13 protein-coding genes are annotated in these 13,074 nt (G+C 65.0%); 1 reads left to right on the plus strand and 12 read right to left on the minus strand.

Annotation, left to right across the window (positions count from 1 at the left end):
* Window positions 1–151: 151 nt before the first annotated feature.
* The 9 genes from lnt to tsaB all read right to left on the minus strand — a co-directional run bounded on the left by lnt (window position 152) and on the right by tsaB (window position 8,391).
* Window positions 152–1,747 (minus strand): apolipoprotein N-acyltransferase, encoded by a 1,596-nt coding sequence (gene lnt / locus BRAD285_RS34370; protein ID WP_172889900.1) that lies wholly within the window; start codon window positions 1,745–1,747, stop codon window positions 152–154.
* Between the two features lie 11 nt (window positions 1,748–1,758).
* Entirely contained in the window at window positions 1,759–2,931 is a 1,173-nt protein-coding gene (locus BRAD285_RS34375) for a hemolysin family protein (RefSeq protein ID WP_035648891.1), read from the minus strand.
* 2 nt (window positions 2,932–2,933) lie between these two features.
* The gene (gene ybeY, locus BRAD285_RS34380; protein ID WP_006615446.1) at window positions 2,934–3,443 is read right to left on the minus strand and encodes an rRNA maturation RNase YbeY; all 510 of its coding nucleotides are present in this window, start codon (window positions 3,441–3,443) and stop codon (window positions 2,934–2,936) included.
* A gap of 62 nt (window positions 3,444–3,505) precedes the next feature.
* Window positions 3,506–4,483: a PhoH family protein gene (locus tag BRAD285_RS34385; protein WP_050887009.1), complete on the minus strand. Its 978-nt coding sequence runs from the start codon at window positions 4,481–4,483 to the stop codon at window positions 3,506–3,508.
* 64 nt (window positions 4,484–4,547) lie between these two features.
* Window positions 4,548–5,948, minus strand: a complete 1,401-nt coding sequence (miaB, locus tag BRAD285_RS34390) for a tRNA (N6-isopentenyl adenosine(37)-C2)-methylthiotransferase MiaB (protein ID WP_006615444.1) — start codon at window positions 5,946–5,948, stop codon at window positions 4,548–4,550.
* A gap of 54 nt (window positions 5,949–6,002) precedes the next feature.
* Window positions 6,003–6,722, minus strand: a complete 720-nt coding sequence (locus BRAD285_RS34395) for an HAD family hydrolase (protein ID WP_006615443.1) — start codon at window positions 6,720–6,722, stop codon at window positions 6,003–6,005.
* On the minus strand, window positions 6,715–7,167 hold the full coding sequence (locus tag BRAD285_RS34400) for a Fur family transcriptional regulator (RefSeq protein ID WP_006615442.1): 453 nt from the start codon (window positions 7,165–7,167) through the stop codon (window positions 6,715–6,717). Before BRAD285_RS34400 ends, BRAD285_RS34395 begins: the two co-directional genes overlap by 8 nt.
* Before the next feature lie 43 nt (window positions 7,168–7,210).
* Entirely contained in the window at window positions 7,211–7,693 is a 483-nt protein-coding gene (gene rimI / locus BRAD285_RS34405; protein WP_006615441.1) for a ribosomal protein S18-alanine N-acetyltransferase, read from the minus strand.
* Window positions 7,693–8,391, minus strand: coding sequence for a tRNA (adenosine(37)-N6)-threonylcarbamoyltransferase complex dimerization subunit type 1 TsaB (tsaB, locus tag BRAD285_RS34410; RefSeq protein WP_006615440.1), 699 nt, complete (start codon window positions 8,389–8,391; stop codon window positions 7,693–7,695). Before tsaB ends, rimI begins: the two co-directional genes overlap by 1 nt.
* A gap of 250 nt (window positions 8,392–8,641) precedes the next feature.
* Here tsaB and BRAD285_RS34415 point away from each other — a divergent pair, with 250 nt between their 5' ends.
* Window positions 8,642–10,324, plus strand: a complete 1,683-nt coding sequence (locus tag BRAD285_RS34415; RefSeq protein WP_006615439.1) for a PAS domain-containing protein — start codon at window positions 8,642–8,644, stop codon at window positions 10,322–10,324.
* Between the two features lie 332 nt (window positions 10,325–10,656).
* Here the strand turns inward: BRAD285_RS34415 and BRAD285_RS34420 are convergent, their stop codons facing one another.
* The 3 genes from BRAD285_RS34420 to trpS all read right to left on the minus strand — a co-directional run bounded on the left by BRAD285_RS34420 (window position 10,657) and on the right by trpS (window position 13,036).
* Entirely contained in the window at window positions 10,657–11,226 is a 570-nt protein-coding gene (locus BRAD285_RS34420) for a NifU family protein (RefSeq protein ID WP_006615438.1), read from the minus strand.
* A 121-nt stretch (window positions 11,227–11,347) separates the two neighbouring features.
* On the minus strand, window positions 11,348–11,842 hold the full coding sequence (locus BRAD285_RS34425) for a universal stress protein (RefSeq protein WP_006615437.1): 495 nt from the start codon (window positions 11,840–11,842) through the stop codon (window positions 11,348–11,350).
* Between the two features lie 141 nt (window positions 11,843–11,983).
* A complete protein-coding gene (gene trpS / locus BRAD285_RS34430) occupies window positions 11,984–13,036 on the minus strand; it encodes a tryptophan--tRNA ligase (RefSeq protein ID WP_011923308.1) in 1,053 nt (350 codons plus the stop codon).
* Window positions 13,037–13,074: the final 38 nt, after the last annotated feature.

The raw sequence follows: 13,074 nt of genomic DNA on the forward strand, positions 1-13,074 counted from the left end.
GTCGTACTAACGATGGACGGTCGAGCAGCGAACTGAGCGGATCATGCTGCCGCGCGAGAATGCGAATTGCAGCAGCTATCTGTCAACACTTGGGGTTTTGGATGTCAAAAAAAATCTTACGCACCCGGAAAGAATTCAGATCTTGCTGCCGTCAGGGAAGCTTTTGAGCAACACGTCTGCGAACGACCGTGCTCAGGGCGAGCACTAACAGAATGGCCACAGGGATATCGCCAAATCTCGCATAAATAGAGGGCTGCAGCGCAACAGGCAGCGCGTAATCCAGCACGCCTTCCGCGCCGAGAGATAGTTGCGCGACGATGCGGCCGACAGGATCGATCACTGCGGAGATGCCCGTGTTCGCTGATCGAACTAATGGAAGTCCCTGTTCGATCGCGCGCCACTGCGCCTGCTGCAGATGCTGATGAGGACCAGTCGATATGCCGAACCAGCCGTCATTTGTGAGATTAACAATCCAGCCCGGTCGCTCCTCGTGCGGCACACTATCACTCGGAAAGATGGCCTCGTAGCAGATCAAAGGAAGAACACGCGGTGCGTGTGGCACGTCCAGGTTGCGTCGCATGGTGCCTGCAATGAAGCCGCCCTGCACGCGCGTCAGCTGCTCCAGCCCGATCCGCTCGAGAAGATTCTGGAACGGCAGGAACTCGCCGAACGGCACCAGATGAAGCTTGTCGTAGACCGAGAGCACGGTGCCGTCGTGGTCGATCACATAGATCGAATTGTAGGCACGGGTGATCGGCGTGGTCCGCGGGCCGTCCGGGGCGCGCACTGAACCGGTGATCAGCACCGTCCCGGGCGATAGCAGGTCGGCGATCTGGCCCATGGCGTCGGCTTCGCGGGTCAGGAAGAACGGAAATGCCGATTCAGGCCAGATCAGGACATTGGTATCGCGCACGCCGGTCGCCTTCGGCCCCGTGGCGCGGTCGGACAGCGCCAGATAGTGCCGCATGACCTCGGCCTTGGCGCCGTAGTTGAATTTGACGTCCTGCTGCAGGTTGGGCTGCATGATCCGCAGCTTGAGATCGGGGACGAAGGCGGTCGGGTGCTGGCCCAGCCGGATGGCGCCGAACACGCCCATCACGATCAGCAGCGCGCCGGCTGCGGCCGGAACCTGCCAACGCTGGCGCCAGCTCTTGCCGTCGATCAGCACCGCGGGGCTGGCGAAAATCGCGATGGTGAGGAACGTCATGCCCCAGATGCCGATCAGCGACGCCGATTGCGCCAGCGCGAGCGGCTGCGACAGGGCGTAGCCGAAGGTGTTCCAGGGAAAGCCGGTCAGCGCGTGGCCGCGCAACCATTCGCTCGCGGTCAGACAGGCCGCCAGCGCCAGGATCCGGCTGGAGTCGCGAGTCCAGAGCAGGCGCGCCAGCGCAAAGCCCAATGCCGGGAACAGCGAGAGATAGGCGGGCAGCCCGAGCACCGCGAACGGCATCAGCCAGGCGAAGGTGTCGGCGTCGACCAGGAACGCGTTGCCGATCCAGTACAGGCCGGGCACGAAATAGCCCATGCCGAAGCAGAAGCCGGTCAAGGCCGCTGCCGGGATGCCGCGCCGCCGTCCCGCCGCCGCGCCGTCGATCAGCCAAACCATTACGGGAAAGGTGACGGCGAGCACCGGCCACGCATTGGACGGGGCCATCGCCAGCGCGGAGACGGCGCCGGCGGCGAGCGCGATCGCCGCGCGCCTCCAACCCCAGGCCAGAACGACGCTGGCGGCGAGGTCGCGCATCATCGTGGTGCGGATCACTGTGAGCTTGCTCCGTCGCCTTTTGCGCCGTCGCCTTGGGGCGGGCTGCTGTCGTCATTGCTGGGCGCCGGGCTGGCATCGGCCGGCCGCGATGGCTCCGACGGCGTGCCCGTCTCGGACAACGCCTCGCGGCGCCGGCTCTCGCGCGGCGGCCGCGGCACCGGCCGCTCCTTGCGCGGCGCGATCCGCAGGCGCTTGACCCGGCGCGGATCGGCGTCGAGCACCTCGACCTCGAAGTTGCCGGGGCCGGAGATCAGCTCACCGCGCACCGGCAGCCGGCCGACATGGTTGACGAGATAGCCGCCGAGCGTCTCGACGCCCTCGCCGGCCTCGCCGGTCACGAACTCCTCGCCGATCACCCGGCGCACGTCGTCGAGGCTGGCGCGGGCATCCGCAATGAAGGCGTTGTCGGCCTGGCGCATGATCGCCGGCGGCTCGTCGCTGTCATGTTCGTCGTCGATCTCGCCGACGATCTGCTCGACGATGTCCTCGATCGAGACCAGCCCGTCGGTGCCGCCATATTCGTCGACCACCAGCGCAAGATGAATGCGCGAGGCCTGCATCTGCGCCAGCAGGTCGATCGCGCGCATCGACGGCGGCACGTACAGCAGCTTGCGGATGATATTGGCCTCGAACAGCGGCATCGACAGCTCGACGCTCTTCAGGTCGAGCCCGGCGGGCAGCGGCTTCTTGCGCCGGGCCTTTGCATCATCGGAGATGCGCGCCTGCGCCGTCATGTAAGCGAGCAGGTCGCGGATGTGCACCATGCCCTCGGGGTCGTCGAGCGTGTCGTTGTAGACGACGAGCCGTGAATGCGACGCGCTCTCGAACAGGCTCATCAGTTCGCCGAGCGTGATGTCGCGCCGGACGGCGACGATGTCGGCGCGATGCACCATGACGTCGGCGATGCGCCGCTCGTGCAGGTCGAGGATGTTGCGCAGGAGCGTGCGCTCGACCGCGGAGAAGCCGATGTCGTCAGGCGTCGAGGCATCGAGCACGACCTGCAAATCGTCGCGGACGGAGCCGCCGCCCTTCCAGCCGAACAGATTGCGCAGCGCGCGCAGCAGCCAGCTCTCGCTCGGCGAGCGGCCGAGCTCGGACGGCGGCACGACAGCCGGAAGGTTGCGCGTGTTGCGCGGATTGTCGTGGATGGGCTCGGAATCGGCCATGGTCAATTGATCCGTTCCCGGTCGGCATAGGGATCGGGGATGCCGAGATGGGCCAGGATCTCGGTCTCCAACGCCTCCATCTCCTCGGCCTCGTCGTCGGTCTCGTGATCGTAGCCGATCAGATGCAGGAAGCCGTGCACGGTGAGATGGCTGAGATGATGCTCGAACGGCTTCTGCTCGTCGTCGGCCTCGCGCCGCATCGTCTCATAGGCAATGGCAATGTCACCGAGCATGCGCGGCGCGTCGTCCTCGCTTCGCAGGCCGGTCGGCTGCAGCGCCGGAAACGACAGCACGTTGGTTGGCTTGTCGATGCCGCGCCAGTTGCTGTTCAGCGTACGGATGCCCCGGTCATCGGTGAGCATGACCGCGATTTCGGCGTCGCCGACATCGGCCTCGACCATCTCGGCGGCGGCGAGGATGGCGCGTTGTATGACGTCTTCGGCGTCGGGCTGGTCCTGCCAGCAATCGGCGGCGACAATGACCTCGGTAATGGGAATGGGACTTTGTGGCATCCTGATCGATATCTGTGCGGATGGCGCTTCACGACGCGCGCATCGGCGTGTGTGCTCTCGCGTCAGCGGGCTTTCGGGCCCTCATAGGCGGCAACGATGCGCGCCACCAATTCGTGGCGGATGACGTCCTCGCCGGTGAACCTGACCTGCGCGATCCCCTCGACACCGTCGAGCAGGCGTGCGGCTTCGGCGAGCCCGGAGGTCTGGCCATTCGGCAGATCGACCTGTGAGGGATCGCCGGTGATGATCATGCGGCTGTTCTCGCCCAGACGCGTCAGGAACATCTTCATCTGCATCGATGTCGTGTTCTGCGCCTCGTCGAGAATGATCGCGGCGTTGGTCAGGGTGCGGCCGCGCATGAAGGCGAGCGGCGCGATCTCGATCTCGTTGGCCTGCAGCGCGCGCTCGACGACGCGCGCATCCATCAGGTCGTACAGTGCGTCGTAGATCGGGCGCAGGTAGGGATCGACCTTCTCGCGGAGATCGCCGGGCAGGAAACCGAGCCGCTCGCCGGCCTCGACTGCAGGGCGCGACAGGATGATGCGATCGACTTCCTTGCGCTCGAACAGCTGCGCGGCATGCGCGACCGCGAGCCAGGTCTTGCCGGTGCCGGCCGGGCCGATGCCGAATACCAGCTCGTGGCGCTTCAGCGCGCGGATGTAGGAATCCTGCGCGGCGGTGCGGGCGCGCACCGGGCGCTTGCGCAGATTGATGCTCTCGAACGCGTTCTTCGCATTCTTGGCGTCGAACTCGAACAGCGAACCTTGCGCGACCACGGCGCGGATCGCGCCTTCGACGTCGCCCTGCGACAGGTCCATGCCCTTCACCGCCTGCGCGTACAGCGATTCCAGCACGCGGCGCGCGGCGTCGCAGCCGTCGCGGCTGCCGCCAATGGTGATGTGGTTGCCGCGGGAATCGACGACGACGCCGAGGCGGCGCTCGAGCAGCGCGAGGTTCTGGCCGTACGGGCCGACCAGGGCGGAAGCGGCGCGGTTGTCGTCGAAATCGATGACGACCTGGGTTTCAGGGGGCATGGACATGTCGCGGTCGAACTTGCGGCTGGGAGCGAGGGAAGATGAATCCGATGCGCTCTTGGGCAAGTGCTCAGCCTCCGATGGACATGAGGGATGCAGCGTCCGGGCGGGGCGCCGCGCCTGTCGTGACGAGTTCGCCAAGCAGGCTGTAACGCTCGAGGCTGTCGATCCTGACAGGCAGAACCTGACCGATGATGTCGTCGGACGCCATTACATGGGCTGGTTGCAGGTAGGCGGTGCGTCCGACCAGCTGGCCCGGCTTGCGCGCCGCGCGCTCGAACAACACGTCGACGACCGAGCCAATCGCGGCCTTGTTGAAGGCTGCCTGCTGGCTGTCGATCAAGCTCTGGAGTCGCTCCAATCGCTCGTCCATCTCGGTCGCTGACACCATCTCCTGCATGTCCGCCGCCGGGGTGCCCGGGCGCGGCGAATATTTGAAAGAATAGGCTGCAGCGTAGCCGATTTGGTCGATCAGCGCGAGGGTGGCGCGAAAATCTTCCTCGGTCTCGCCGGGGAACCCGACGATGAAGTCCGAAGAGAATGCAATGTCGGGCCGCGCGCTGCGGAAACGGTCGACGACCTCAAGGTAATCAGCGGCGCTGTGTTTGCGGTTCATGGCCGCCAGGATGCGGTCGCATCCCGACTGCACCGGAAGATGCACGAACGGCATCACCGCCGGGAGATCGCGATGCGCGGCGATCAGGCTGTCATCGACATCGTTGGGATGGCTGGTGGAGTAGCGGATGCGCGCCACCCCCGGAATCTCGGCGATCCTGTACAGCAGCCGGCCCAGCGTCCAGGTGCGGCCGTCGGGGCCTTCGCCGTGGTAGGCGTTGACGTTCTGGCCAATCAGCGTGATCTCGCGGACGCCGCTTTCGGTGAGCTGCACGACATCGTCGACGATCCGCGCCACCGGCCGCGACATCTCGCTGCCGCGCGTATACGGCACCACGCAGAAGGTGCAGAACTTGTCGCAACCTTCCTGCACCGTCGCGAAAGCCGAGACGCCACGGGCACGGATGGCCTCGCGGCTGGGCTTGGCGAGGTAGCCGAATTTGTCTTCGGCCGGGAACTCGGTCTCGATCGCGCGCTCGCCGCGGCCCGCCTGGGCGAGCAGCTGCGGCAGATGATGATAGCTCTGCGGGCCGACCACGACGTCGACGGTGGGCGCGCGGGCGATGATCTCTCCGCCTTCCGCCTGCGCCACGCAGCCCGCCACGGCGATCTGCATCGCACGGCCGGCCTTCGCCGCCTCCTCCTTCGCCACCCTGAGGCGTCCAAGCTCCGAATAGACCTTCTCGGATGCCTTCTCGCGGATGTGGCAGGTGTTGAGGATCACGAGGTCGGCGTCGCCGGCCTCGGCGGTCTCGACGAAGCCCTCAGGCGCAAGCGTGTCCACCATGCGCTGGGCATCGTAGACGTTCATCTGGCAACCATAGGACTTGATGTGCAGCTTGCGCGGCGGCGTCATGAAACCTTGCATGCGGTCGGGAGCGCCAATCTCGGCGCCGCGCTCAGATATAGGCTAGACCGCCGAAAATCCAGCGAGCGGGGCGGTTTTCTCGCCAAGCTGGCCCAGAATCGCTGGCAATTGCCGCATGTCGTCGAAAACCAGCGTGGCTCCGGCCTGGCGCAGGCTGTCGGCATAGCGCGGCCGGCAATGGCTGCCGCCGTGGAACCCGAGCACGGTCATGCCGGCCGCAAGACCGCCCCGAATACCGGCGATGCTGTCCTCGACGACGACGCAGGCGGCCGGCCGCGCGTTCATCTGGGCGGCCGCGAACAGGAACAGGTCCGGCGCCGGCTTGCCGTTCTCGACCTGCGACGACGAGAAGATGTGCGGCGCCAGCCGGTCATACAGCCGGGTTGCGCCGAGGCTCACGCGCATGCGCTGGTGCGAGCCGGAGGAGGCGACGCAGACCGGCAGGTCGAGCGCGTCGAGTGCGTCCGAAATCCCCGCGACGGGGCGCAACTCCTGCTCGAACGTTCGGAACAGCCGCTCCTGCAACCTCGCATTGAAATCATCGGGCAGGCTGCGGCCGAGCTCGGCCTCGACCTCCATGGTCGCCTGTTTCGACGAGCGGCCGAGAAACCGGTCGAACACCTCGGTGGCGGTGATCGGATAGCCGCACAGGCTGAGCACGTCGGCATGCGCCTGACAGGAGATCACCTCACTGTCGACCAGCACGCCGTCGCAATCGAAAATGACGAGATCGAGCGGGGAAGCCTGTGCTGCGTCAGCCATTCGTCTCTTCGTCGAGCGGCACGCAATACAGCTCCAGGCGATGGTCGACCAGCTTGTAGCCGAGTTTGCGGGCGATCTCCGCCTGCAGCTTCTCGATTTCCTCGGAGGTGAATTCGATCACCTTGCCGTCGCGCAGATTGATCAGATGATCGTGATGGCTGTCACGCATCTGCTCGTAGCGGGCGCGGCCTTCGCGGAAATCGTGGCGCTCGATGATGCCGGCGTCCTCGAACAGCTTCACGGTGCGATACACCGTGGAGATCGAGATCTTGTCGTCGACAGCGACGCAGCGCCGATACAATTCCTCGACGTCGGGATGGTCGGAGGCTTCTGCGAGCACGCGGGCGATGACCCGGCGCTGCTCGGTCATGCGCATGCCGGTGGCGGCACAGCGGGCCTCGATGCCGGTGGAACTGAGCGCTGGCGTTGTTTTCAAGGAGGTCATCGTCTCTCGCCTCAAGGATGCGCTTTCTGCCACCAAGCGCAGGTTACGACAAGTCCCGGCGCATCAGAAGCGCGTTCAACTGTTCCCCGCCGGGCTGAAGGTAATAGCGTTCCCGCCGGCCGACGGTCGCAAATCCGGCACGTTCATAGAGTCGCCGGGCCGGCTGGTTGTTTTCCTCGACCTCGAGAAAAACCGTCCGGACTCCGCGACCTGCAAGATGCCCCAGATGCGTCAGCAACAAATCACGAGAGAGGCCGCGACCGCGCTGATTTGGGTCAAGTGCGACCGACAAAATCTCCGCTTCGTCGGCGCCGATGCGTGAGACGATGAAGCCGATGAGTTTGCGACCGAGTTGCAAGCGATGGATGAGCGTGTTGCGCTCGACGAGCATGGTCTCGAACTCGCCCTCGCCCCAGCCGCGGTGAAACGAGGCGGCGTGGATCTGCGCGAGACGAGCAGCGTCGCGCGGCGTGGCAGCCTCGATCGAGGGTTTGGGGCGGCTGAGCCACCGGAAGAACATGTTCATCAGGAGACGGCCGTCTGCACCGGATTTAGCATGGCGCCCGCGGGCGGCTTGACGTCGGGCGCGCGCAGATAGAACGGCCGCGCCGGCGCGTGCGCGGGATCCGCCGCCGCGCCCAGCCAGGCGACCCACGCGATATCCGGACCGGGCTGGGTATCAACCGCGACTGGCGCTGCATCCTCATGCGGCCAGCGCTCAGCGAGAATCGCCGCGGCATTGCCGACCAGATGCGGCGCGCCGAACCGTGCGGCGGCGAGCACGTCGTCGATCGACGCAACCTGGGGCGCGGCCAGCTCCTCGCCGCTGCCGCTCACGACCTGATAGTAGAGATGATCGTGCCGGGCATCGATCGCCGAGATCACCGGGTGATTGTGGTCCTCGCTGACAACCGGTGCGGCATAGGCGGACAGTGTGGTGACGCCGACCACCGGCTTGTGGGCGGCAAGCGCAATGCCGCGCGCGGCAGAGAGCCCGACGCGCAGTCCCGTGAAACTCCCGGGGCCGGTCGTGACCGCGATGCGGTCGAGATCGGCGAAGCCGATGCCGGATTGCTGCATCACGCGCGCGAGCAGCGGCATCAACGCCTCGGCATGGCCGCGCTTCATGAGCAAGGTTTCGTGGGCGATCATCTCGGCCGAATCAGTATTGAGAACGCCGGCGGCGCAATGGTCGAGGGCAGTATCGATGGCGAGGATCAACATCCGTGGGGTTCGCAGTGAGGGAGCGCCGAATACCTTTTTGGGTACTTTGATGAAGTCGGTTGCCGTCTTCTTACATCCTGATCAGGAAAAACGCATCAGGCGGCAATCACCGGGCAGGTAAACTACTGAATTTCCGATTATTTAACCAAATCTTTCCGGGCGCGTGGGAGTTGTCCCCCGCAAACATCGTTCCGGCTGGCGCCCCTCGCGGAGCAAGGCGCCGCCCCATATCCCGGAAAGAGGATCCTCCATGGCGTTCTGGTCAGGCAGCTCGGCGTCGCGCGATGCGATGGCTCAGGTCGAGGCGATCAATCGCTCGCAGGCCGTGATCGAATTCGGCACCGACGGCACGATCATCACCGCGAACAAGAATTTTCTCGACGCGATAGGCTATTCGCTGGCCGAGATCCAGGGACGGCACCACAGCATGTTCGTGTCGCCCGAGATGCGCGACAGCGCCGACTATCGCGCCTTCTGGAGCGATCTCAGATCCGGCAAGTTCCGCTCCGGCGAGTACAAGCGCTTCGGCAAGGGCAACCGTCCGATCTGGATCCAGGCGAGCTACAATCCCGTGCTCGAAGGCGGCAAGCCGGTAAAGATCATCAAGTTCGCCTCCGACCTTACCTCGCAGAAGATGCGCAGCATCGAGGATGCCGGAAAGATCGCGGCGATCGGGCGCGTGCAGGCGGTGATCGAGTTCAATCTCGACGGCACGATCCTCGACGCAAATGACCAGTTCCTCAATGCGATGGGCTACTCGCTCGCCGAGATCAAGGGGCGCCACCACAGCATGTTCGTGCTGCCGGGCGAACGTGACAGCGCTGCCTACAAGGAGTTCTGGGCGAGCCTCAATCGCGGCGAGTTCCGCTCGGGCGAGTTCAAACGCTGCGGCAAGGACAACAAGGAAGTCTGGATTCTCGCCTCCTACAATCCGATCCTCGACGACACCGGACGTCCGTTCAAGGTAGTGAAATACGCCTCTGACGTCACGCAGCAGAAGCTCAATGCCTCCGACTTCGCCGGCCAGATCGCGGCGATCCGCAAGTCCCAGGCGGTGATCGAGTTCGATCTGAGCGGCCATGTGCTCGACGCCAATAACAATTTCCTCAAGACGCTCGGCTACACGCTCGCCGAGATCAAGGGCAAGCACCACCGGATGTTCATGCCGTCGGGTACGGGCGAGAGCGCCGACTATCGTGAGTTCTGGGCGGCGCTGGCACGCGGCGAGTTCCAGAGCGGCGAGTTCGAGCGGGCCGGCAAAGGCGGCCGTCAAGTCTGGATCCAGGCGACCTACAATCCCATCAAGGATCTCAACGGCAAGCCGTTCAAGATCGTGAAGTTCGCGACCGACGTCACCTCGCAGGTGATCACCCGGATGAAGGGCGACAAGGTCCGCGGCATGATGGAGCATGTCGCGGCCGGCGCCGAGCAGCTCAATTCATCGGTGCAGCAGATCGCCGACGCCATGGCCAAGTCGAAGGAGACCGCCACGGCGGCGGTGACGCGGGTCGAGGATGCGGACCAGCAGGCCAAGCGGCTGTCCTCGGCCGCCGGCGCGATGAGCAGCATCGTCGAACTGATCGGCAGCATCACCGGCCAGATCAACCTGCTCGCGCTCAACGCGACGATCGAATCCGCGCGTGCCGGTGAAGCCGGGCGCGGTTTTGCGGTGGTTGCCGGCGAGGTGAAGAACCTGGCCAATCAGGCCAAGCAGGCGACCGATCGGATCGGCAGCGAAATCGGCAACCTCAACGGCATCTCATCCGATGTCGTCGGCGCGCTCGACGCCATCAAGGCCGCGATCCAGAGCGTCAACGAATACGTGTCATCGACGGCGCAGGCGGTGGGCGAGCAGAGCACTGTCACCAGCGAAATGTCATCGAACATGCGCCAGGCCGCGGCCGAGGCCGCCACCATCGGCAAGGCGGCGTGAGGAGAGCAGGGCTCTCGCATCTGACGATCGCAGTTTTGTGCTCATCTCTCACAACGTCGTCATGGCCGGGACAAGCCCGGGCATGACGGAGTGAACTAAAGCGCGATGAGATCAGGATGAATCGTCATCGCGCTTTAGGTTATTGTTTGCGCATGATCTTTTCGGAAAACCGCTGCGCACTTTTCCGGATCATGCTTTAGCAGTCAGGATTCCGTGGACCGACAGCCGCGGATCTCGGTTTGCCAGAGGCTGGCGGTGAGAGAGCGATAGCGAGCGCCGAGCAGCGAAGGGACGTCTCCTACTCGGTACTCCCTACTCGCCAATCGCCCTTCTCACATCGGGCGGACTTCGACTACTTCCGGTACGAAGTGCTTCAGCAGGTTCTGGATGCCGTGCTGCAGGGTCGCCGTCGATGACGGGCAGCCGGAGCAGGCGCCCTTCATGTTGAGATAGACGATGCCGTCCTTGAAGCCGCGGAAGGTGATGTCGCCGCCGTCATTGGCGACCGCGGGGCGGACGCGGCTCTCGATCAGGTCCTTGATCATGCCGACCGTCTCGGTATCCGCCTCGTCGTAGAACTCATCGTCCTCATCGGCGGATTCGTCATTGGCCGCGCTGCCGTCGGCGAGCAGCGGCGCGCCGGACATGTAGTGCTCCATGATCGCGCCGAGGATGGCCGGCTTGAGGTGCTGCCACTCGCCGTCGCTCTTGGTCACGGTGATGAAGTCGGCGCCGTAGAACACACCGGTGACGCCGTCGACGGCGAACAGCCGCTCCGCGAGCGGCGAACGTGCTGCGGCGTCGCGGCTCGCGAACTCCATCGTTCCGGTCGACAGCACGACGCGGCCCGGGATGAACTTCAGGGTGGCGGGATTGGGAGTGGCTTCAGTCTGGATGAACATGGTTTTCTCCGGCAGCGCCGGTTCAAGGCCGGCCTGTGGTGTTCCTCATAGCAGATGGCGCGCGGCCGCGCACGATCAAGAGGGCGATCCCTGCGCTCTCTCGCCAAGCCTATGAATAAGCCTATGAAAGTGCGTCGATATCGGCGTCGCCGAGGTCGCCGGGAACGATCACCAGCGGGATCGGGAAGGCCCCGATCGTCTTGGTGACGTGGGTGACCAGCGGCCCCGGGCCTTCGGGGCCGGAATGGGCTGCGAGCACCAGCAGAGCGATGTCGCTGTCCTGCTCGATGCTGGCCAGGATCTGCGCGGTCGGCTCACCCTCGCGAATGAGCCGTTCGGGCGCGGGCGCGCCGATTGCGGACAGCAGTTCGGACGCTTGGTCGAGCGCGGCATTGGCCTCGTCCTGGGCCTCGGCGCGCATGAGGTCGGCGACCCCCAGCCATTGCTGGTTCTGGTCCTCGGTCTCGATGACGTGCAGCATCACGATGCGGCCGCCGGCCCGCACGGCCCAGCGGCCGGCATAGCGGATCGCGCGGTCCCATTCCTCGCTGTCGTCGACCACGACCAGGCATTTCGGCGCATGGCCGGTCTGGTAGCTCTGCCGCTGCGCCGCCATCCTCGTTGCCGCCTGCTGCTGCGAGTCGATCCGGCCGTGATGCTGCCACAGCCCATCTCCGTTGGGGAGAGGGGCCGCAGGTTCCACTTGCGATTGGGCGGCAGCGCAGATCGCTGCGTTGCCGCGGTCAGGCGTTATCCATCACGCCTTGCGGATGAAGCCGACGATATCCTTGGCGGTCTTCATCGTCTCCGCCGCGATGGCCTGGGCGCGCTCGCCGCCGTCGACCAGCACGGAGTCCACATAACCCGGATCGGCCGTCAGGCGCTTCATCTCGGCGGCGATCGGACCGAGCTTGGTGACACAGAGCTCGACGAGCGCGTTCTTGAAGCTGGAGAACTGGCCACCGCCGAACTCCCTGAGCACGTCCGCCTTGCTGCGATCCGACAGCGCCGCATAGATCCCGACGAGGTTGTCGGCCTCGGGGCGCGTATCCAGCCCCTTCTCCTCGCTCGGCAGCGGCTCCGGATCGGTCTTCGCCTTGCGGACCTTCTGCGCGATGGTGTCGGCATCGTCGGTCAGATTGATGCGCGAATAGTCCGACGCATCCGACTTCGACATCTTCTTGGTGCCGTCGCGCAGCGACATCACGCGCGTCGCGGGACCGGTGATGAAGGGTTCCGGCAGCGGGAAGAACAGGCCGTCGCCAAAACCCTGCGCCCGGATCGAGTCGCCGAAATCATTGTTGAACTTCTGCGCGATGTCGCGCGAGAGCTCGAGATGCTGCTTCTGATCCTCGCCGACCGGAACATGCGTCGCGCGATACAGCAGAATGTCGGCCGCCATCAGCACCGGATAGTCGTAGAGACCGACCGAGGCGTTCTCGCGGTCCTTGCCGGCTTTCTCCTTGAACTGCGTCATGCGGTTCAGCCAGCCGATGCGCGCGACGCAGTTGAAGATCCAGGCCAGCTCGGCATGGCCGGAGACCTGGCTCTGGTTGAAGACGATGTGCTTCTTCGGATCGATGCCGGCGGCGATGAAGGCCGCGGTGACCTCGCGGGTGTTGCGCGCGAGCTCGGCCGGACCGCCCCAGACGTCGATCGGCATGGTGATGGCGTGCATGTCGACGACGCAATAGATGCAGTTATGCGTCTCCTGCATCTTCACGAAGTTGACGATCGCGCCGAGATAGTTGCCGAGATGCAGGTTGCCGGTCGGCTGGACGCCCGAGAAAACCCGTTCCACGAAGGCCATGGTCACTGTTCCGGATGATGGATTTGGAGCGTCGTTTG

The organism is Bradyrhizobium sp. ORS 285 (genome assembly GCF_900176205.1).
Lineage (GTDB): Bacteria > Pseudomonadota > Alphaproteobacteria > Rhizobiales > Xanthobacteraceae > Bradyrhizobium.